At 66.3% G+C, this 20,391-nt stretch carries 22 protein-coding genes; 10 read left to right on the top strand and 12 right to left on the bottom strand.

Annotated features, from left to right (window positions below; genetic code table 11):
• The first annotated feature begins 124 nt into the window (after positions 1–124).
• The gene (gene hppD / locus SOM39_RS06045) at positions 125–1,240 is read left to right on the top strand and encodes a 4-hydroxyphenylpyruvate dioxygenase (protein WP_176472606.1); all 1,116 of its coding nucleotides are present in this window, start codon (positions 125–127) and stop codon (positions 1,238–1,240) included.
• Between the two features lie 23 nt (positions 1,241–1,263).
• Positions 1,264–2,565 carry a homogentisate 1,2-dioxygenase gene (gene hmgA, locus SOM39_RS06050; protein ID WP_320457808.1) on the top strand — a complete coding sequence of 434 codons (1,302 nt, stop codon included), beginning with the start codon at positions 1,264–1,266 and terminating at the stop codon, positions 2,563–2,565.
• A gap of 21 nt (positions 2,566–2,586) precedes the next feature.
• Here the strand turns inward: hmgA and SOM39_RS06055 are convergent, their stop codons facing one another.
• Entirely contained in the window at positions 2,587–3,129 is a 543-nt protein-coding gene (locus SOM39_RS06055) for a hypothetical protein (protein ID WP_320457809.1), read from the bottom strand.
• 131 nt (positions 3,130–3,260) lie between these two features.
• Here SOM39_RS06055 and SOM39_RS06060 point away from each other — a divergent pair, with 131 nt between their 5' ends.
• The gene (locus SOM39_RS06060) at positions 3,261–3,884 is read left to right on the top strand and encodes a hypothetical protein (RefSeq protein WP_320457810.1); all 624 of its coding nucleotides are present in this window, start codon (positions 3,261–3,263) and stop codon (positions 3,882–3,884) included.
• Positions 3,885–3,960: 76 nt separating this feature from the next.
• Positions 3,961–4,911, top strand: coding sequence for a sodium:calcium antiporter (locus SOM39_RS06065; protein ID WP_217538307.1), 951 nt, complete (start codon positions 3,961–3,963; stop codon positions 4,909–4,911).
• Positions 4,912–4,930: 19 nt separating this feature from the next.
• On the opposite strand, the gene SOM39_RS06070 is transcribed toward SOM39_RS06065, so the two are convergent.
• The 8 genes from SOM39_RS06070 to SOM39_RS06105 form a co-directional block, all read right to left on the bottom strand.
• Complete coding sequence (locus SOM39_RS06070; protein ID WP_320457811.1) at positions 4,931–5,365, bottom strand: Na+/H+ antiporter subunit G; 435 nt, start codon at positions 5,363–5,365, stop codon at positions 4,931–4,933.
• Complete coding sequence (locus tag SOM39_RS06075) at positions 5,362–5,646, bottom strand: K+/H+ antiporter subunit F (protein WP_068854300.1); 285 nt, start codon at positions 5,644–5,646, stop codon at positions 5,362–5,364. Before SOM39_RS06075 ends, SOM39_RS06070 begins: the two co-directional genes overlap by 4 nt.
• Positions 5,643–6,146, bottom strand: a complete 504-nt coding sequence (locus SOM39_RS06080) for a Na+/H+ antiporter subunit E (RefSeq protein ID WP_068854299.1) — start codon at positions 6,144–6,146, stop codon at positions 5,643–5,645. Before SOM39_RS06080 ends, SOM39_RS06075 begins: the two co-directional genes overlap by 4 nt.
• Entirely contained in the window at positions 6,143–7,678 is a 1,536-nt protein-coding gene (locus SOM39_RS06085; RefSeq protein WP_320457812.1) for a monovalent cation/H+ antiporter subunit D, read from the bottom strand. The genes SOM39_RS06080 and SOM39_RS06085 overlap by 4 nt, the downstream gene beginning before the upstream one ends.
• Positions 7,675–8,061 carry a Na+/H+ antiporter subunit C gene (locus SOM39_RS06090; protein ID WP_068854297.1) on the bottom strand — a complete coding sequence of 129 codons (387 nt, stop codon included), beginning with the start codon at positions 8,059–8,061 and terminating at the stop codon, positions 7,675–7,677. Before SOM39_RS06090 ends, SOM39_RS06085 begins: the two co-directional genes overlap by 4 nt.
• Complete coding sequence (locus SOM39_RS06095) at positions 8,061–10,889, bottom strand: monovalent cation/H+ antiporter subunit A (RefSeq protein ID WP_320457813.1); 2,829 nt, start codon at positions 10,887–10,889, stop codon at positions 8,061–8,063. Before SOM39_RS06095 ends, SOM39_RS06090 begins: the two co-directional genes overlap by 1 nt.
• A gap of 345 nt (positions 10,890–11,234) precedes the next feature.
• The gene (locus tag SOM39_RS06100) at positions 11,235–11,720 is read right to left on the bottom strand and encodes a DUF962 domain-containing protein (protein ID WP_095363152.1); all 486 of its coding nucleotides are present in this window, start codon (positions 11,718–11,720) and stop codon (positions 11,235–11,237) included.
• A 181-nt stretch (positions 11,721–11,901) separates the two neighbouring features.
• Entirely contained in the window at positions 11,902–12,828 is a 927-nt protein-coding gene (locus SOM39_RS06105) for a phosphoribosylaminoimidazolesuccinocarboxamide synthase (protein WP_184125913.1), read from the bottom strand.
• Between the two features lie 143 nt (positions 12,829–12,971).
• On the opposite strand from SOM39_RS06105, the gene SOM39_RS06110 reads away from it, so the two are divergent.
• The 4 genes from SOM39_RS06110 (at position 12,972) to yegS (ending at position 15,659) form a co-directional block, all read left to right on the top strand.
• The gene (locus SOM39_RS06110) at positions 12,972–13,301 is read left to right on the top strand and encodes a J domain-containing protein (protein ID WP_095363151.1); all 330 of its coding nucleotides are present in this window, start codon (positions 12,972–12,974) and stop codon (positions 13,299–13,301) included.
• Positions 13,302–13,341: 40 nt separating this feature from the next.
• Positions 13,342–14,019 carry a ribulose-phosphate 3-epimerase gene (rpe, locus tag SOM39_RS06115; RefSeq protein WP_068854293.1) on the top strand — a complete coding sequence of 226 codons (678 nt, stop codon included), beginning with the start codon at positions 13,342–13,344 and terminating at the stop codon, positions 14,017–14,019.
• A gap of 2 nt (positions 14,020–14,021) precedes the next feature.
• A complete protein-coding gene (locus SOM39_RS06120; RefSeq protein WP_320457814.1) occupies positions 14,022–14,513 on the top strand; it encodes a GNAT family N-acetyltransferase in 492 nt (163 codons plus the stop codon).
• A gap of 219 nt (positions 14,514–14,732) precedes the next feature.
• On the top strand, positions 14,733–15,659 hold the full coding sequence (gene yegS / locus SOM39_RS06125) for a lipid kinase YegS (RefSeq protein ID WP_320457815.1): 927 nt from the start codon (positions 14,733–14,735) through the stop codon (positions 15,657–15,659).
• A 46-nt stretch (positions 15,660–15,705) separates the two neighbouring features.
• Here the strand turns inward: yegS and SOM39_RS06130 are convergent, their stop codons facing one another.
• From SOM39_RS06130 to SOM39_RS06140, 3 genes are all read right to left on the bottom strand, one after another.
• Positions 15,706–16,206 carry an ankyrin repeat domain-containing protein gene (locus SOM39_RS06130; protein ID WP_320457816.1) on the bottom strand — a complete coding sequence of 167 codons (501 nt, stop codon included), beginning with the start codon at positions 16,204–16,206 and terminating at the stop codon, positions 15,706–15,708.
• Positions 16,203–16,526 carry a hypothetical protein gene (locus SOM39_RS06135; RefSeq protein WP_320457817.1) on the bottom strand — a complete coding sequence of 108 codons (324 nt, stop codon included), beginning with the start codon at positions 16,524–16,526 and terminating at the stop codon, positions 16,203–16,205. Before SOM39_RS06135 ends, SOM39_RS06130 begins: the two co-directional genes overlap by 4 nt.
• 93 nt (positions 16,527–16,619) lie before the next feature.
• Entirely contained in the window at positions 16,620–17,486 is an 867-nt protein-coding gene (locus SOM39_RS06140) for an ankyrin repeat domain-containing protein (RefSeq protein WP_320457818.1), read from the bottom strand.
• Positions 17,487–17,600: 114 nt separating this feature from the next.
• Between SOM39_RS06140 and SOM39_RS06145 the strand changes: the two genes are divergently transcribed.
• A complete protein-coding gene (locus SOM39_RS06145) occupies positions 17,601–19,988 on the top strand; it encodes an XVIPCD domain-containing protein (RefSeq protein WP_320457819.1) in 2,388 nt (795 codons plus the stop codon).
• Positions 19,985–20,227 (top strand): hypothetical protein, encoded by a 243-nt coding sequence (locus tag SOM39_RS06150; protein WP_320457820.1) that lies wholly within the window; start codon positions 19,985–19,987, stop codon positions 20,225–20,227. The genes SOM39_RS06145 and SOM39_RS06150 overlap by 4 nt, the downstream gene beginning before the upstream one ends.
• The last annotated feature ends 164 nt before the right edge of the window (positions 20,228–20,391 follow it).

Below are 20,391 nucleotides of genomic sequence, written 5' to 3' on the forward strand. Positions count from 1 at the left end.
GGTGCACCTTGATGGTGGTTTCATGTGAAACTATAACCTTCTTTCCGGACTCCGCATTCTCGCGGGTCTGCCTTCCGCCCGCACCTGGTTTTTTTCCGGGGGTGGGCCGCTTTGGAGCCACGTCATGAGCAGCCAGCCCGCAACCGCGTCGCACGCCCCCAACCCGGGCATGCAGGTCACCACCTTCGAGAACCCGATGGGCATCGACGGGTTCGAATTCGTTGAATTCGCCGCGCCGGCCGGTCGTGGCGCCGAGCTCCACGAATACTTCCGCAAGATGGGCTTCACTGCCGTGCTGCGCCACAAGCAGCGCGCCATCACCGTGTACCGCCAGGGCGGGGTGAACTTCCTGGTCAACGAAGAGCCCGATTCGTTCGCCTCGGACTTCGCCGAGAAGCACGGCCCGTGCGCCTGTGGCTTCGCCATCCGCTTCCAGAAGCCGGGCGATGAGGTGTTCCAGATGGCGCTCGGCAACGGTGCCGAAGCGATCGACTTCAAGCCGGACACCAAGGCGGTGCCGGCCCCGGTCATCAAGGGCATCGGCGACTGCATGCTGTACCTGGTGGACCGTTATGGCGCCGCCGGCAGCATGTTCGATACCGACTACGCACCGATCGACGGCGTGGACCAGAATCCGGTCGGTTTCGGCCTGACCTTCATCGACCACCTGACCCACAACCTGTACTTCGGCAACATGCAGCAGTGGTCGGACTACTACGAGCGCCTGTTCAACTTCCGCGAGATCCGCTACTTCGACATCAAGGGCCTCAAGACCGGCCTGGTGTCCAAGGCGATGACCGCACCGGATGGCATCGTGCGCATTCCGCTTAATGAATCGTCCGACCCGAAGAGCCAGATCAACGAATACCTGGACGCCTACAAGGGCGAGGGCATCCAGCACATCGCCTGCTTCACCGAAAACATCTACGACACCGTCGAGGCGATGCGTGCGCAGGGCGTGGCGTTCCTGGATACGCCGGAAACGTATTTCGAGGTCATCGACATGCGCGTGCCCGGCCATGGTGAAGACGTGGCGCGGCTGGCGAAGAACAAGATCCTGATCGATGCGGATCCGGAGACCAAGCAGCGCAAACTGCTGCAGATCTTCACCACCAACTGCATCGGCCCGATCTTCTTCGAGATCATCCAGCGCAAGGGCAATGAAGGGTTTGGCGAAGGCAACTTCACCGCGCTGTTCGAAAGCATCGAGCGCGACCAGATCAAGCGCGGCGTGCTGTAATCCACGAAAACGGACCTCCGACCATGCCCACCTCCCTCGAATCGCGCGGCTACCAGACCGGTTTCGGCAACGAATTCGCCAGTGAAGCGGTTCCCGGCGCGCTGCCGGTGGGCCGCAACTCGCCGCAGCGGGTGGCGCATGGCCTGTACGCCGAACAGCTGTCGGGCACGGCGTTCACCGCGCCGCGCGGCAGCAACCGGCGCAGCTGGGTGTACCGGATCCGCCCGGCGGTCACGCATGGGGAATTCCAGCCCTATGCGCAGCCGCGCCTGCATGGCGATTTCGCGCAGGGGGCGGTGTCGCCCAACCAGCTGCGCTGGGATCCGCTGCCGCTGCCCACCGCGCCGACCGACTTCGTCGACGGCCTGTACACCATGGGCGGCAATGGTTCGCCCGACGCGCATGGCGGCGTCGGCATCCACCTGTATGCCGCCACTGCGGACATGCAGGGGCGCTACTTCTACGACGCCGATGGTGAACTGCTGATCGTGCCGGAACTGGGACGCCTGCGATTGCTGACCGAGCTCGGCGTGATCGAGATCGAACCGCAGCAGATCGCGGTGATCCCGCGCGGGGTGCGCTTCCGCGTGGAACTGCCGGATGGGCAGGCGCGCGGTTACGTCTGCGAAAACTTCGGTGCGCTGCTGAAACTGCCGGACCTCGGCCCGATCGGGTCGAACGGACTGGCCAACCCGCGCGATTTCGAAACGCCGCACGCGGCGTACGAAGACGTCGAGGGCGCCTTCGAGTTGATCGCCAAGTTCCAGGGCCAGCTGTGGCGTGCGGACATCGATCACTCACCGCTGGACGTGGTGGCCTGGCACGGCAACTACGCGCCCTACCGCTATGACCTGCGCCGCTTCAACACCATCGGCTCGATCAGCCACGACCACCCGGACCCGTCGATCTTCCTGGTGCTGCATTCGCCCAGCGATACCCCGGGCACCAGCAACATGGATTTCGCGATCTTCCCGCCGCGCTGGCTGGTGGCCCAGGACACCTTCCGGCCGCCGTGGTTCCATCGCAACATCGCCAGCGAGTTCATGGGGCTGATCCACGGCGCCTACGACGCGAAGGCTGAAGGTTTCGTGCCCGGTGGCGCCTCCCTGCATAACAGCATGAGCGGCCACGGCCCGGATGCTGCCACGTTCGAGAGGGCGTCCGCTGCCGACCTGAGCCGGCCCGACGTGATCAAGGACACCATGGCCTTCATGTTCGAAACGCGTGGCGTGATTCGCCCCACCGCGCAGGCCATGGACGCGGCGCACCGCCAGCGTGGCTATCAGCACTGCTGGCAGGGCCTGAAGAAGAACTTCCAGGCGTAACCACGCACGCGACCGCGGCGATCAGCCGGCGACCGCGCCGGCCTGCTCCAGCTGTGCCAGATGTGTCTCCGGCAGCACCTCGAACAGGCGCTGGCGTACGCGCTCGCAATAGCCTGCGGAGGTCAGCCCGGGCAGCGCGTCGAGGGCACTGCCCAGCGCGGCCACCACCTGCTCGTCGCTGCGCGCCTGCTGCAGGGTGTGCAACAACGCGGCGGCCTGTGGGTGCCGCTGCAGTTCGAGAATGCCCAGCAGGTAGATGCGCGCGGCCACCAGCGAGCGGCGGCGCTCGGTGGCGTGCGCAGCACTGGCCGGGGCCGGGCCCGCAGCGGTCGGTGCAACCGGCGCCGGCGCTGGCATGGGCTCGGGCGGCGCTGAGGACATCAGGTAGCCTGCCTGGATCAGCTGGATCACCATGGCCGATGCTTCCGGGCCGATCACCGCGGTGAGCTGGGACAGGTCGCGCTGGCCATCGCACAGGATCAGCAGGCGCCGCTGGCGCATGTCCAGGGGCGCGCGGTGGGCCTGCAGGGCGTCACGGGCGAGGTCGGTCTTGCGCGGTTGCATGGGCGTGGGTCGAAGCGGTGCAGGCCGAGCCTGAACGCCGCAGGTGTAACTGTGATGACAAGCACGATATGCATGCACCGGCTGCACGCGCTCCACGCTAGCCTGCGTGCCACTGACAGGAGGGCGTGCATATGAAGCAGCTGGCAAGCGTGTTGGCATTCGGTATCGCAATCGCATTGGCGGGCTGCGACCGCCATCCAGAGCCCCCGTCGGCCGACGCCGACGCAGCGGTGGTGGAGCCGGCCGCAGACGCGATGGCACCTGCGGCATCCGCAACCACGGCCACTGCACCCGCCGCAGATGCCGCGGCGCAGGGTCCTGCGCGCCTGGATGGGTATGGCCCGCTGACCCTGGGTGCCACCCTGGATGAGGTCCGCACCGCCTGGAAGGAGCCCCTGCAGGGCGACGTTCCCGATGACTATTGCCACGCGCTGCGCCCGCAGGGCGGCCAGGCCGATGACGTGGTCCTGATGATCGAGGGCAAGCGGCTGGTGCGTTACGACGTGCGCAACGACCGCATCGTGGCGCCGGGCGGTGGCAAGGTCGGCATGTCGCTGGGCCAGCTGCAGACGCTGTACCCCGATCGCGGCGACCTGACCCCGCACAAGTACGACGAGAAGGGCCACAACCTGCGCGTGCGCCCGGCCGCCGAGGGCGGGGCGATCGTCAACTTCGAGATCAACGGCGATGGCAACGTCACCGCCTGGCGGGTCGGCAAGACCCCGCAGGTGGATTACGTGGAAGGCTGCTCCTGAGCCACGGCACGGGCCGGGTTGTACGCCGCGCCATGACTGGCCCTAGAATCGGGCCACGCCACCTGGGGATCCACTGATGATCGCTGCCACTGCCTGGTTCCTGTTGGGCCTGCTGCTGCTTGCACTCGGGGGCGACTCCATCGTCAAGGCCGCCTCCGGGCTGGCCCAGCGCTTCGGCGCTTCACCTTTCGTGGCGGGGTTGCTGCTGGTGACCTTCGGTACCTCCCTGCCCGAGCTGGTGGTCAACGCCCGCGCGTTCGTGGTCGGCGCCGAGGAGCTGGCGCTGGGCAACGCGGTCGGCAGCAACATCGTCAACGTGGGCCTGACCCTGGCGCTGGCGGCACTCGCCGCGCCGCTGCTGGTGCGGGCACGCCTGCTCTCGCCGTTGCTGGTGCTGCTGGCGGTAGCCAGCCTGGCGTTGATCGTATTCGGGTTGGACGGGGTGATCGCGCGCTGGGAAGGCGGCTTGCTGCTGCTGGGCTTCGTTGGGCTGCTGGCCTTCGTGCTGCGGTACGGTCGGCGCGAATCCGAGCCGGTACGCGAAGCGATTGCCGGCTATGCGATGACCCGCACCGGCCTGTTCCTCAATGTGCTGCGGGTGGTGTTCGCCGCCGTGTGCCTCTACTACGGCGCGCGCTGGGTCGTGGGTGCCGCGCCGGTGATGGGCGCCAGCCTGGGCTGGTCGCCGCTGCTGGTGGGCCTGTTGCCGGTGGCCATCGGTACCGCGCTGCCGGAAGTCGCTGCCGCGATCATCGCCGCGCGCCGTGGCCAGGGTGACATGGTGCTGGGCCACGTGATCGGCTCCAGCCTGTTCAACCTGCTGGTCGTGGTCGGCGGCATGGCCGCGCTGCGCCCGCTGGCACTGCCCGAATCGTTCGTGAAGCTGGAGTTGCCGGCAGCGATCGCCTTCGTGCTGGTGCTGTACCCGATGCTCAAGGGCGACCTGACCATCAGCCGTCGCGAGGGCGGGATCCTGCTGGTGGCGTTCGTGGCGTGGATCGCGCTGGAGCTTGCGCTGATCGGGTAAGGACACGCATGGCGTGCCCCTACGACTCCGGGGGCGCGCTAGGATCCGTCCGCGTGGCGACGCGTTCGTCGTCATCGCGCCCCTCTGTCACGTCGCGCGGCAACGGCGGCGGCAACTGCTCTTCCTTCGCGGTCTCGTGCCCGGGCAGGCTCGGCCGCTTTTCCATCATCAGCGACAGCGCCGCCTTGGCCATCATGTGCGCGCTGATCGGTGCGGTGATGAACAGGAACACGGTGATCAGCAGCTCGCGCGGCTGCGGATCCTCGCCCAGGAAGATGTGGTACAGCACCGAACCGGCCAGCACGCAGCCCACGCCCAGCGTGCTGGCCTTGGTCGGCGCATGCAGGCGCTTGAAGAACGTGGACAGCTTCACCAGTCCCAGCGCGCCGACCAGGATGAAGAAGCAGCCAAACAGCAGCAGCAGCGACAGCGCGACCTGGATGAAGGTGATCATTCGACGATGTCCCGGCGCAGCACGAACTTGCTGAGCACCACGGTGCTGCCAAAGCCCAGCATCGCGATCACCAGCGCCGCTTCGAAATACACCGCCGAATTGAGGTACATGCCGAACAGCATCAGCTCGGCGATGGCCGTGACCGACAGCGTGTCCAACGCCAGGATGCGGTCGGGCACGGTCGGCCCGCGCAGCAGGCGCCAGGTGGCCAGCAGCATGGCCAGCCCGACCACGTGCATGCACACCGCCATGGTGGTCTGGATGAAGGTGAAACCGGTCATGGGAAAATCTCCATCAGCGGGGCTTCGTAACGGTGCTTGATCTGCCGGATCAGTTCGTCGGGATCGTCCAGGTGCAGCACATGCACCAGCAGGTAGCGGCGATCATCGGACAACGCGGCCGACACCGTACCCGGCGTCAGGGTGATCATGCTGGTGAGCGCGGCGATGCCGTGGATGTTGGCGATGTCCAGCGGCAGCCAGATGAAGCCCGGGTGGATGCGGCGCTCCGGGCCCAGTACCTGCACCGCCACGCGGATGTTGGAGACCAGGATGTCCCACAGCGTCACGCAGATCAGCTTGGGCAACGGTCGCAGCGAGCCGATGCGCGCGAACTCGCGGTCCAGCCGCGCGGCGAACAGCGGCACCACCACGCCCAGCAGCATGCCGAGCAGAATCTGGCCCAGGGTGAAGCTGTCGGACATCAGCACCCAGAAGCCGGTGACCATCACGCTCAGCGAGGTCGAGGGGAACAGGCGGCGAAGGAACGGGCGGCGGCTCATGGCTGGCGGATCTCCGGCGTGGTCGCACGCAGTCCGCCCACGTAATCCTGCGGCGTGAGCAGCTGGGCGGCCATGGCGTCGGTGTACTGCATCAACGGGTTGGCGAACACGCTCATGCCGATGCCGTAGCAGAGCAGCAGCGCGGCGGCGAACAGCTCCACGGTGCGGGTGGGCGCCTTGCGCGGCGGGGGTACGCCCTCCTCCAGCACCGGCACCCGCCAGAACAGGCGGATGCCGCCGCGGGTGATGCCCACGATCACCATCAGGCTGCTGCCCAGCACCGCCGCCCAGACCACGCCCGTGTAGGCGGCCGGCATGCCGGCCAGCAGCGCCGCCTTGGCCAGGAAGCCGGACAGCGGCGGCAGGCCGGCCACCGACACCGCGGCGATCAGGAACAGCACCGCCGGGGTTTCCTTGCCGGGCATCGGCGCGATGATTTCCTTGCGATCACTGGCGCCACCGCGGCGGCGGCGGATCAGGTCGGCAATGAGGAACAGGGCGGCAGCCACGAACGTACTGTGCGGCAGGTAGTACAGCCCGGCCGACAGTACTTCCGGGGTGCGGACGGAGAAGGCGATGAACAGCGTGGCCGCGGAGACCACCACCAGGTAGGAGATCAGCACGCGCAGGCGCGCGGCGGCAAGCACGCCCAGCCCACCCAGGATCAGCGTGGCCACGCCGGCCCAGAACAGCCACTGGGAGCCATAGCCGGCCATGGCGCCTGCGTCTTCGCCGAACCACAGCGAGCTTACCCGCAGCATCGCGTACAGCCCGACCTTGGTCATGATGGCAAACAGCGCCGCCACCGCTGCCGGTGCGCGTGCGTAGGCTTCGGGCAGCCACAGGTACAGCGGCATCAGTGCGGCCTTGCTGCAGAACACCAGCAGCAGCAGGCCGAGCGTTGCCTTCACCAGGGTCAGGTGGGTGGGCGGCACCTCGGCGATGCGCTGGGACAACTCGGCCATGTTGAGCGAGCCCAGGGAGGCGTACAGCAGCCCCAGCGCGATCAGGAACAGGGTGGACGCGGTGACGTTGAACACCACGTAGTGCAGGCCGATGCGCATGCGCAGCCCGCGTCCGCCACTGAGCAGCAGGCCGTAGGAGGCGATCAGCATCACCTCGAAGAACACGAACAGGTTGAAGATGTCGCCGGTGAGGAAGGCACCGTTGAGGCCCACCAGCTGGAACTGGAACAGCGCATGGAAATGCGGTGCGCGCCGGTCCCAGCCCGAGCAGGCGTGCAGCAGGCACGGGATGGCCAGCAGCAGCGTGGTCAGCAGCATCCAGCTGGACAGGCGGTCGGCCACCAGCGCGATGCCCAGCCGCGAGGGCCAGTCGCCCAGCAGGTACACCGCGATGGTCCCATCGGCGGTCTGCGCGAACAGCAGGGCCACCGACGCCGCCAGCGCGGCCAACGTGGTCCAGGCCACCGTGCGCTGCACCTTGGGGCCGTAGCGGCGGTGTTCGACGAACAGCGAACAGGCCGCACCGAACAGTGGAATCAGGATGGGCAGGATCACCGCATGGTTCACGGGCCACCCTCCCGGCCGGGCGCGGTATCGGCCAGCTCTGCGGCCTCATCCTCGTGCGCGTCGACGTGGTCGCTGTGGTTGTCGCTGCGGCTGCGCATGGCCAGCACGATGCTCACGGCGGTCATCGCAAAGGCGATGACGATCGCGGTCAGCACCAGTGCCTGCGGCAGCGGATCGGTGTAGTTGCCCAGCGTGCTGTCCACGCCTTCCTTCAGCACCGGCGCCTTGCCGGTGACCAGGCGGCCGCCGGAGAAGATCAGCAGGTTGGTCGCGTAGGACAGGAAGGTCATGCCGAGGATGACGTCGAAGCTGCGCGCGCGCAGCAGCAGGTAGATGCCGATCGCAGCCAGTACGCCGATCGCGCTTGCCAGGGCCAGTTCCATCAGTGGGTCTCCCCGGTGCGTGCCGAACGGTTGTTGGGATCGATCTCGCCCTTGCGCGAGTTGCGGGTGCGCGACGGTTTCACCGTGCCCATCATCGACAGGATCAGCATCGCCCCGCCGAACACCACCAGGTAGACGCCGGTATCGAAGCCGACCGCGCTGGCCAACGGCACCGTGCCGATCAGCGGCAGCTCCAGGTCCAGGTGCCCGCTGGTCAGGAACGGCACCCCGAACAGCATCGAGGCACAGCCGCTGACGATGGCGATGAGCAGGCCCGCGCCGATGCAACGGATGTAATCGAAGCCGAAGCGCGATTCCACCGAGGTGGTGCCCTGGATGACGTACTGGATCAGCAGCGGCACCGCCAGCACCAGGCCGGCGATGAAACCGCCGCCGGGCGCGTTGTGGCCGCGCAGGAACAGGAAGATCGATACCGTCAGCGTCAGCGGGAACATCACCTGGGCCAGGTCGGCCGGTACCGGCAGCTTGATCGGCGGGCCCGGCATGATCTGCTCCGGCGCCATCCGCGAACGCCGCAGCATGGCGTGCACCACCAGTGCGGCGATACCGAACACGGTGATTTCACCGAAGGTATCGAAGCCACGGAAGTCCACCAGGATCACGTTGACCACGTTCTCGCCGTACGCTTCGGGCAGCGCACGCGCCAGCAGTTCGCCGGCCATGGTGTTGGGCGGCAGGGTCATCGCGCTGTAGGCCAGGGCGGCCAGGCCGCCGCCACCGATCACCGCGATCAGTGCATCGCGGCGCTTGCGCCAGCGCGACTTCTCCGGCGGCGACTGCGCCGGCAGGTAGTTCATGCCCAGCAGCATCAGCACCAGCGTCACCATCTCCACCAGCAGCTGGGTCAACGCCAGGTCCGGCGCGGACAGGAACACGAAGGTCAGCGATACCATCAGCCCTACGCCACCGGCGACCAGCACTGCCAGCAGGCGCTGCCGATAGACGAACAGCGCGCCCAGCGCGCAGGCCATCATCACCGCCCACAGCGCCCAGCCCAGCAACGGAATGGGCTGCGGCGAAGGCCAGTTGGGCGACACCGGATTGGCCACGAACGGGGCGGCGGCCACGATGATCGCCACCACCACCAGCGCCATCAGCATGCGCTGCAGACTGCCGTTGGCCAGGCCCTGGGTGAGCCGGTGGGCGAAGCCGAACACCAGGTCCAGCTGCTTGTGGAACAGGTTGCGCCCGATGGCATGGCTGACCACCGCATGCAGGTTGATCAGCCGGCGCAGGCCGAAGTACAGGGCGATGCCGCCCAGCACACCGGCGATGCTCATCATCAGCGGCATGTTGAAGCCGTGCCAGACGGACAGGCTGTAGGCCGGCATGGCCGGGCCCAGGATCGAGGAGGCTGCCGCGTGCAGGATCGGGGCCACGGTGATCGCCGGGGCCACGCCGACCGCCACGCACAGCACCACCAGGACCTCCACCGGCACCTTCATGAAGCGCGGCGGCTCGTGCGGCACCCGGTCCAGGTCATGCGGGCCTTTGCCGAAGAAGGTGTCATGCACGAAGCGCAGGCTGTAGGCTACGCCCAGCACGCCGGCCAGCAGCGCGGCGATCGACACGGCGATGCGCATGGGTTCCGGTCCCTGCGCGGTGATGGCCTCGGCGAACAGCATTTCCTTGGACAGGAAGCCGTTGAGCAGCGGAATGCCGGCCATGGCCAGCGAGGCGATGATCGCCAGCGCGCTGGTGAACGGCATCAACCGGCGCAGGCCACCCAGCTTGCGCATGTCGCGCGTGCCGGTTTCATGGTCGATGATGCCGGCGGCCATGAACAGCGAGGCTTTGAAGGTGGCGTGGTTGAGGATGTGGAACACGCCGGCCACCACCGCCATCGGCGTGGACAGGCCGAACAGCAGGGTGATCAGGCCCAGGTGGGAGATCGTCGAATAGGCCAGCAGCCCTTTCAGGTCGTGCTGGAAGATCGCGTTCCAGGCGCCGATCAGCAGGGTCAGCGCGCCGATCCCGCTGACCGTATAGAAGAACAGGTCGGTACCGGCCAGCGCCGGGTGCAGCCGGGCCAGCAGGAACACGCCGGCCTTCACCATGGTGGCCGAATGCAGGTAGGCCGACACCGGGGTCGGCGCGGCCATGGCATGCGGCAGCCAGAAGTGGAACGGGAACTGCGCGCTCTTGGTGAAGATGCCCGCCAGCACCAGGAACAGGGCCCACGGGTACAGCGGGCTGGCACGGATCACATCGCCGGCGGCCAGCACCGCATCCAGTTCAAAACTGCCGACGATGCGGCCGATCAGCAGCACGCCACCCAGCAGGGCCAGGCCGCCGCCGCCGGTGACCACCAGCGCCATCCGCGCGCCCTCGCGGGCATCCTGGCGGTGCGACCAGAAGCCGATCAGCAGGAACGAGCTGATGCTGGTCATTTCCCAGAACACCATCAGCAGCAACAGGTTGCCTGACAGCACCATGCCCAGCATGGCGCCCATGAACAGCAGCAGGTAGCAGTAGAAGCGGTGCGCGTTGTCCTTGGCGCTCAGGTAGTAGTGCGCGTACATCACCACCAGCGCGCCGATGGCCAGCACCATGCCGGCGAACATCCAGGCCAGCCCATCCAGCCGTACCGAGAAGGCCAGCCCGATCTGCGGCAGCCAGTCCCCGAAACTGCGCACCACCCCGCCATCAAGGATCGCGGGGGTCATCGTCGCGAGCAGCGCCAGCCCGCCCACGGGGGCGGCCGCGGCCAGCCAGGCGGCCATGGCACGGGAACTGTGGCGGAACACAATGACCGCCACCGCCAGCAGGAAGGGCAGGGCGAGCAGCAGGAGAAGGCTGGGATTCATGCAGGGAATGCGGGATTCACGAGCAGGCCTTTCAGTCTAACAGGCGGGGATTTGTCGCCGATATACCCGATTACGCCACCAACTGCAGGCAACGTGCGTGATTCATCTTTTTGCTGTCAACAGGGTGGTCCATTCGGGGTTGTTCAGCGCCGTATGGAAACGTTGCCGGCACTTTGCGCCATGAGTGATCTCGCTAGCGTTCAGCCCAGCAACGACAGGGCCTCCGCCCGCGCGTCAGCCACCGCGCAGATGAACGAACCACCCTCCCCGGGTCTCGTCCACCGCCATGCTGGACCCGCTGCCGTGCAGCAGGAGTGAGCATCCATTTCGTTCAGGTTGGGCCGGTCAATACGCCAGGTCGAACTTCCGGTACGCCTTGGCCATCACCCAGGCAGGCCCGATCAGAAGATAGGTCAGGTCGGTCAGGAAGCTGGGCTTGCGCCCCTCGAACTTGTGGCCGATGAACTGCGCGACCCAGGCCACCACGAACACGCCCAGCCCCAGCCAGGCCAGGTTGGCCAGCCCGATCTCGGCTTCCAGCAGCCGGCAGGTGCAGCCGCATACAAAGAAGAAAGCGAGCATGCCCAGACCCAACCGGCGCGACAGGCGGTTATAGAAGCACCACGCGGTAAACATCGCCAGGCCGGCCCAGACCCCGTACTGGAACCAGGTGATCAGCGGCGGCAGGCACCAGAGCAGGGCAATGACCGACCACAGGATTGCCGGCACCGCCACCACATGGATGCGCTGGTTCAGCGTATTGCGGTGATCGTCTGAATAGCTGGCGAAATAGCGGTCGATGGGCCGCACAAGCTGGGTCGTCGTGGACATTGAGCCTCCGGAGTGACCACAGAATACTCCCGACAGCGGACGGGTAGGGCGGGGTGGTAGAGCGGAGCGGTAGAGCGGACTGTTAGTCCGCTGCTCCACCGCAGCCGACTAACAGTCGGCTCTACCGCCCAAGCCGACTAACAGTCGGCTCTACCGCCCAAGCCGGACTCTACCGGCGGCATCAATCCACCGAGATACCGGCCAGGCGCTGCAGCGCCTCGGCGTACTTGGCGCGGGTGCGCTCGATGATGTCCGCCGGGATGTTCGGGCCCGGGGCGGTCTTGCCCCAGTCCAGCGTCTCCAGGTAATCGCGGACGAACTGCTTGTCGTAGCTCGGCGGGCTGGTGCCCACTTCGTACTCGTCGGCCGGCCAGTAACGCGAGGAATCCGGCGTCAGCATCTCGTCCATGATGTACAGGCGGCCATCGGCATCGGTACCGAACTCGAACTTGGTGTCGGCCAGGATGATGCCGTGCTCGCGGGCGTAATCGGCGGCGAACTTGTAGATGCGCAGGGTGGCATCGCGCACGCGCTCGGCCAGGTCCGCGCCGACCGCCTTGACCATCGCATCGAAATCGATGTTCTCGTCATGGTCGCCCACGGCGGCCTTGGTCGAGGGGGTGAAGATCGGCTCGGGCAGCTGCTCGGCCTGGCGCAGGCCATCGGGCAGTTCAATGCCGCTGACCTTGCCGGTGCGCTGGTAGTCCTTCCAGCCGCTGCCGATGAGATACCCGCGGGCGATGGCTTCCACCGGTACCGGCTTGAGCTTGCGGGTCACGACCGCGCGCTTGGCGTACAGCGCCGGGTCCACGCCCTCGGGCAGCACGCTGGCCACGTCGATGCCGGTGAGGTGGTTGGGCATCAGGTGCGCGGTCTTGGCGAACCAGAAGTTGGACACCTGGCAGAGCATTTCGCCCTTGCCGGGAATCGGATCGGGAAGCACCACGTCGAAGGCCGACAGACGGTCGGTCGCGACCATCAGCAGGTAGTCCCCCGGCGGCGTGCCGGCGGGCAGCCGTTCGCGCGGAATGTCGAAAACATCACGCACCTTGCCGCGATGGCGCAAGGGCAGGCCGGGGAGATCGGATTGCAACAACGTGGTCGGCACGGGCACTCCTGGGGCTTCGTCGAGACGGCTGTCCAGGGCACCCGGAGGGCCCGCAGGGACAGCGGGCGGCCTAGTGTAAAGCGGGTTGGGGCCGCTGTGACGTAAAATGAGGTTCCTTTGTTGCCCCGGCCGCCCCGACGACCATGCGCTGGTACGGAAAACTGCTTGGATTCATCGCCGGCGCCCTGCTTTTCAGGCCCAATCCGCTGTTTGGTGCCGTGGTCGGCCTGCTGATCGGCCATGCCTTCGATGCCGACTGGTTCCGGCTGAACAGGGAGAACCCGTACCGGGAGCTGGGGCTGACCTCCGAGGCCACCGATGCCGAGATCGACCTGGCCTACCGGCGGCTGATGTCCCAGTACCACCCCGACAAGGTCGTCGGCGCCGCCCCCGAGCTGCGCCAGCAGGCCGAGCGCAAGTCGCGCCAGCTCAACGCCGCCTACGACCGCATCAAGACCCTGCGCAAGCGCTGAGCGCGCGCGGCCCCCTCTCTACGTCCTGAAGGCCCCGGCCATGTCCAACTGCATCATCGCCCCCTCCATCCTGTCCGCCAACTTCGCCCGCCTCGGCGAAGAGGTGGACAACGTGCTCGCCGCCGGTGCCGACTGGGTGCATTTCGACGTGATGGACAACCATTACGTGCCGAACCTGACCATCGGCCCGATGGTCTGCCAGGCGCTGCGCAAGCATGGCGTGACCGCCCCGATCGACGTGCACCTGATGGTGGAACCGGTGGACCGCATCATTCCGGACTTCGCCGAGGCCGGCGCGACGTACATCAGCTTCCACCCCGAGGCCAGCCGCCACGTGCACCGCACCATCCAGCTGATCCGCTCGCTGGGCTGCAAGCCGGGCCTGGTGCTCAACCCGGGCACCCCGGTGGACATCCTGGACTGGGTGCTGGACGACCTGGACCTCGTGCTGCTGATGTCGGTCAACCCCGGTTTCGGCGGCCAGGCCTTCATTCCCTCTGCGCTGGACAAGCTGCGCGTGGTCCGCCAGAAGATCGATGCCAGCGGTCGCGACGTGCGCCTGGAGATCGACGGCGGGGTGAAGGCCGACAACATTGGTGCGATTGCCGCGGCCGGCGCCGACGCCTTCGTGGCCGGCTCGGCGATCTTCAACGCACCGATCAGCTACAAGGACGTGATTGACCAGATGCGTCATAACGTAGCCAAGGCGCGGGGCTGAACATGGGTGCGCCGGCGCTGCAGATCCGCGAGGCCACCGCTGCCGATGCCGCGCTGATCCTGCGCTTCATCCGCGAGCTGGCGATCTACGAAAAGGCCGAATCGTCGGTGCAGACCGACGAGGCGGGCATCGTCGCCAGCCTGTTCGGCGAGGGCGCCAAGGCGCGCGCGCTGATCTGCGAAGCCGGTGGCGAGGCGATCGGCTACGCGGTGTATTTCTACAACTACTCTACCTGGCTGGGCCGCAACGGCATTTACCTGGAAGACCTGTACGTGAGCCCGGCCAGTCGCGGGAGTGGCGCCGGCAAGGCCCTGTTGCAGCACATCGCCCGCATCGCAGTGGCCGAAGGCTGCGGCCGCTTCGAGTGGTCGGTGCTGGACTGGAACGAACCGGCGATCCGGTTCTATGAGGCGGCCGGCGCCAAGCCACAGAGCGAGTGGACGGTGTACCGCCTCGAGGGAGAAGCCCTGAAGGCGTTCGCGCAATCCCGGTAGGTATCGACCGTTGGTCGATACGGAACTGCAAGCGGAAAAAAAAAGACCGCACTCTTGCGAATGCGGCCCTGGGAATAGCGGGAGGCTGATCCTGCCTCCATCCATCGTCCCTGCTATGGACTTCCATTCTCCGGGCGATCAGTGACCGTTTGATGACGTTCACTGCCCCTGAGCCACCGGGCTGATAGCCTGCGCCTCCCCCTCCCATGGAAGTGCGGTATGCGTGGTCCTCGCTGGCGTCTGATCCTCAATGGCAAGTCCACGGGCAACGTCGAGCTGCGCGAGGCGGTGCATGCGCTTCGCGAGCAGGGGGTGACGATCGAGGCCCGGGTCACCTGGGAAGACGGCGACGCCGAGCGTTACGTGGCCGAAGCCATCGAGCACGGCGTGGACACCATCATCGCCGCCGGTGGCGACGGCACCCTGAGCGAAGTGGCGGAAACCCTGGCCCACCGCGACGAGGCGGCGGATGCGCTGCCGACCCTGGGGCTGGTGCCGCTGGGTACCGCCAATGATTTCGCGACGGCCGCCGGCATTCCCGAGGAGCCGATCCAGGCGCTGCGGATGATCCTGGCCCAGCCGGCATGCCCGCTGGACCTGCTGCGCATCGACGCCGACGGTGACCTGTGGTGGTGCGCAAACGTGGCCAGCGGCGGTTTCGGCACCGAAGTGACGGTGGAGACCGACGAGGGCCTGAAGAAAGTGCTCGGCGGGCTGGCCTATCTGGTGACGGGCATCTCCCGGCTGGGCCGGATCGAACCCATCCAGGCCCGGCTGCGCACCCCGGACTTCAACTGGGAGGGCGGGTTCATCGCGCTGGGCATCGGCAACGGCCGCCAGGCCGGCGGTGGCCAGGTGCTGTGCCCCGAAGCGCTGGTCAATGACGGCCTGCTCGATCTCACCGTGATCCCGGAGCTGAGTGGCGAAGTCGCCTCGACGCTGGGCGCATTGATCCGTGGCGGCAAGCAGGGCGCGCTGGAGCAGGTGGCCGAGCGCACCCGCGCGCCGTGGGTGGAAATAGACGCCGACGAACCGATGACCCTCAACCTGGACGGCGAGCCGGTTCGCGCGCGCCGCTTCCGCGTCGACTGCGTGGCAGCACGCGTGCGCATGCACCTCCCGCTCGACAGCGCGCTGCTGCAGTAGGCGGCTGCCGCACCGCTCGCGGTAGAGTCGGGCGCTGCCCGGCTGCTCAGAGCAGCGGAATATCCTCTTCCCTGGTCGGGAAGCCAAACGCCTCCCGCTTCTTGCGAATGTGCTCAGGCATCGGCGGACGCGGGATGTTGCGCGCGATCAGCCATTGCTGACATTTCTTCTGCCACGGCAGAAGATCGGGCGTGGTGATTTCCCAATAGATGTCTTCCACCATCATCTGGCGCGCGGGACTGCTTGATCCCGACGCAGCGGGAGCAGAAATGGTCGGGTCCGCGCCGTGCTCCAGCAGCCAGTACGCCGCGTCGAAACCACCGCGGGCGGTATACCAGCTCAACACCGTATCAGCCTTGCCCAGGTTGTTCTCGTTGACCTTCGCGCCCGCTTCCACCAACTGTTGGACGTTCTTCCATTGGTTGCCGTTGATGAACGCCTGGAACAGCAGCGATTCCCCGCCACTGCTCCGCGTGTTGGGGTCGCCGCCATGCTTCAGAAGCAGAGGCAGAAAAGCGGGATCCTCCAACCGGACGGCATATATCATGGCGTTGTTGAACCTGAAGGTTTGCCGTCGATCTCCTGCACTTGTCGCGCATTCGGATCAGCTCCGTTGTCGAGCATCGCGCGCAATCCTTCCACGCTGCGGGTGCGAAGCGGCCATGCCAACAGTGGAATTCCGTCACGCTTGGCAAACTCGACGTCCGGGTCGACCCCCTTGTCCTTGATCAAGCGTCGCACTTCGTTGGCATCACCGCGTTCACTGGCATTGGCCAAAGCCAGTGCGTTGCCTTCGAAATACTGTGCTGCGCCGTGCGGAGATGATGCTGCACAACCACTGACCATAAGCACAGCCAGGAACGCCATGACGGCGAGTGCAATCTTCTCGACAACGGTCGTTGCAGGGGGCGGAAGTAGTCTCAACTCTGGTGCTCGAAAGGGTGCAGGTTGGGCAGATATTCAGAGAAGAGGGACGTCCTCTTCTTTCGTTGGGAAACCAAAGGCTTCACGCTTCTGCCGGATGCCATCCGGCATGGGCGGCCGTGGAATATCCCGAGCGACGAGCCACTGCTGACACTTCTTCTGCCAGGGCAGGAGATCTGGCGTGGTCACACCCCAATAGATGTGCTCCGCCATGATCATTCGACTGGGCTTGCCCGATGTTTTGGGCGGGGTAAACATGATCGTCGGATCCGCACCATGCTCCATCAACCAGTACGCATGTTCGAAGGCGCCGCGAGTGGTATACCAGCTCAACACCGTATCGGCGCTTCCCCGATTCGCCTCATTGATGTTCGCGCCATTCTCGACCAGGAGTTTGATGTTCTTCCACTGATTGCCAGAAATGAAGGCCTGGAACAACAAGGTCTCGTTGGCAGAATTCCGAGTGTTGGGATCCCCGCCATGCCTGAGCAGCAGCTCAAGGAAGCGTGGATCGTCCATCTTGGCGGCGTAGACCATCGCGTTGTTGAAGCGGAGTTCGCGACCCTCCACTTGCTTCACCTCACGCGCGTTCGGGTCGGCGCCGTTGTCCAGAAGTGCGCGCAGTCCGTCAAGATTCCCTGCGCGGAGGGGCCATGCCACCAAAGGAATGCCGTCGCGCCTGGCGAAGACACTGTCGGGATCGACCCCTTCATTTTTGATCAGGCGGCGAATGGTTTGCATATCGCCGGTTTCGGTCGCTGTAGCCAACTCCAATGCCTTTCCATCGAAGTAGTCGCCGGCGCCATGTGTAGACGATGCAGCGCATCCATTTACCAGGAAAAGTGTGAGCCATGCCGCACTTATGATGGTTTTTGTCATCAAGTTGTGAAGACTGATGCGCATGATCGTCCTGATGTTGAACCCCTGAAGGGGTGACATTAGCAAACTGTTCTGCTATTCGATAAGAAGCGCGGCTCGGGGGGGATCGCGCACCTTCACTGTGCAATGGAGCTTGCCATGAGCGGTCCCGATATTGAGGCGCGCGCCCGCGCTATCCAGGAACAAAACCTTCTTGTTCAACAGTTGCGTGAAAGCGGCAACGATAACGAAGCGAATCGTCTGCAGGAAACCTATCATGCGCGGGAGATGTCTGGTCTTGCCGCGGATGTCTACCTTTCTGCGAAGCGGGATGGATCGCCACCCACCGGTTGGACCCGAGCGACGAGCAACCCTGCCGCCCTCCGCGCTGCAGGTATAGACATGACCGACGACCAGGTGAGGGACTTCCTTCAGCCGCCCCAGTCTGGCTTCCGTGCCGAGATCTATATTCCCGACAAGCGTGTGTTCGGTGACGACGCCAAACCTGTGGTCGTATACAAGGGGTCAACCGGCAAGATCATCGATCCATTCGCACCGGGCGGGTGGCGCGAGTCGGGCGGGGAAGACTTCCTCAACAATGGTCAGCAGGGCATTGGCATGCGCAGCGATTACTATGATCGCGCCATGGATCTTGCGACCCAGATGAATGACCGGGTCGGCGGCAACTTCGAAATCGCCGGCCACTCCCTCGGCGGCGGCATGGCGTCCGCCGCCTCTGCCGTCACCGGCGCCCGCGCCACTACTTTCAACGCCGCCGGTCTGCACCCGGATACGCCGGCGCGCTATGCCAAAGACAACGGCCTGCCCACCTTCAACCCGCAGCAGACCGTACACACCTACCAGACCAGCGGTGAGGTGCTCAACGATGTGCAGAACGGGATGCAGCGCCTCAACGAACAACAGCGACACGCCTACGGGCTGCTGGCCAACGAAGCCAGCATGCTGATGCGCGAGCCGCTGATGCAGGCCAAGGTGGCCGAGAAGATGCGCGAGATGCTGCCGCCCGGTGCGCAGACTGCAGCCGCGCAATTCGTCGAACAGTTGGCCACCAAACCGGGCTACGAGGCCCTTCGCGATATCCCGGTCGCGGCGGGGCGCATGGAATTGGTGCTCGATCCCAAGACCCGCGATGCGCAGGAGCGGCTGGTGGATCGCGCGCGTACCGATGCCCCCAGCCAGGTAGCCGAGCTGGCCGGACCGTTGTCCAAGGTGCTGCACTCGGCCGCGCATGGCATGCACAACGGCCGGGTAGTGGGCGAAGTGGTGGAGAAGGGCGGGGCAACCGCCGCCCACGTCCTTGACCGCACCGGCGACGCCGTCGAGCAGGTCGCCCGCGTGCAGGGCATGGTGGTGGGCAAGGTAGTCGACATGGGATCGGCCACGCTGCAGGTGAGCGCCAAAGCCACCACCACCGTGTACGCCCAGGGCCGCGAACTGACCGGGATGATCGAGTCCACGGCGCATCGCGTGGAATCGCGCGCGCAGTCCGGGATTCTGTCGGTGGCCTCATGGGGCGCCGGCAAGCTGGGGTTCGACAACGTCGCCAGGGATCTCGACAGCCGCGCCGATGCTGTACACGCCGCCGGCCAAGCGCGCGCCACTGCCGCAACTCGCGATGCCCGGGAGGACGCCGATGCGGCCCGCACCGCCGGCCAGCGCACCGCCGAGAGCATCGACCGTGACGGCCAATGGGTGGCCGGTAAGCTTCAGAATGGGTATGCCACGGCCGGCGCCTATGTCGACCAGGGCTATGACTTTGCGGCGCACCAAATCAAGAACACCACGGCGCAGGCGCCGGCGGTGTTTGCCTCGGTTGGCGGGGCAGTGGCGGGCCTTCGCGGCGCGGCCGCTACCTACGTACCCACGGCGCTGACGCCGCAGAACGTCGGCAACATCATCGAGACCAAGCGCCTGGTCGAAAACATCGGCCCGGCATTTGGCGAGGCTGTGCAGCGCCACGGGATGAAGGAAACGGTCATTCCCAGCCTGGATGCCGAGCTCATCAAGCAGGAAGCGCAGGCCCGCGCGCTGCTGGAACAGCACGAACGCATCCAGCACCCGGCGGAGAAGCACGCCGCCGTCGCCCCCGAGCCCTCCACGCTGGTGGTCGGCATCAATGATCCCGGCCACAGGCAGTACCACATGTTCCAAGGCGCCCAAGCCGGGGTGCACGGCATTGATGCTGCCCACAACCGCGTGCCCGACCTGCAGAGTGACCAGCTGGCCGGTGCGCTGGCGGCCAAGGCCACGCAGGAGGGTCTGGAACGCATCGAGCGGGTCGTGCTCAGCGAGGACCGCACCCGCGTGTTCGCGGTCGATACCCAGGACCTCACCTCCGTGCACCGCCACCTGGCCCAGGTGGACGTGGTGGCCGGCCGGCAGCAGCCGCTCAGCGTGAGCACCGAGCAGGTGGCCGGGGTCAACCGCCAGCAGGAACGTGCCGCTGCTGCCCCGGCGCTGGTGGCTGACCTGGGCGCCGAACAGCAGCGCGAGCAGGAGCAGCAGGCCGCCCGGCGGATGGGATGAGGCGGGACGGGTGGGTGCTGGAACCGGCGGCGGCCGCTGGAACGGCGGGGCCGGCGGGATTGGTTGGAACGGCGGGACCGGCGGGAACGCCTGAACGGCTGGAACGACTGGAACGGCCGCAACGGCCGGACCGGCTGGACCGGCTGGAACGGATGGACCGGCTGGAACTGCTGGACCGGCTGGAACGGCTGGAACGGCTGGAACTGCTGGAACTGCTGGAACTGCTGGAACGAGGGTAGCGCCGACTGTTAGTCGGCTGCTTGACCGGGCAGCCGACTAACAGTCGGCGCTACCTCCGCCACCTCCGCCTGAGGCCTTTGTCCATCCGGCCGCGCCACGGCCCGGGTTCCATCCGGTGCCGCCAATGCGGTACAGTCCCCGGGTGTCCATTCTGACGACCCCG

Origin of the sequence: Stenotrophomonas sp. CFBP8994, assembly GCF_034044835.1 — a bacterium.
Taxonomy (GTDB): Bacteria; Pseudomonadota; Gammaproteobacteria; order Xanthomonadales; family Xanthomonadaceae; genus Stenotrophomonas; species Stenotrophomonas rhizophila_A.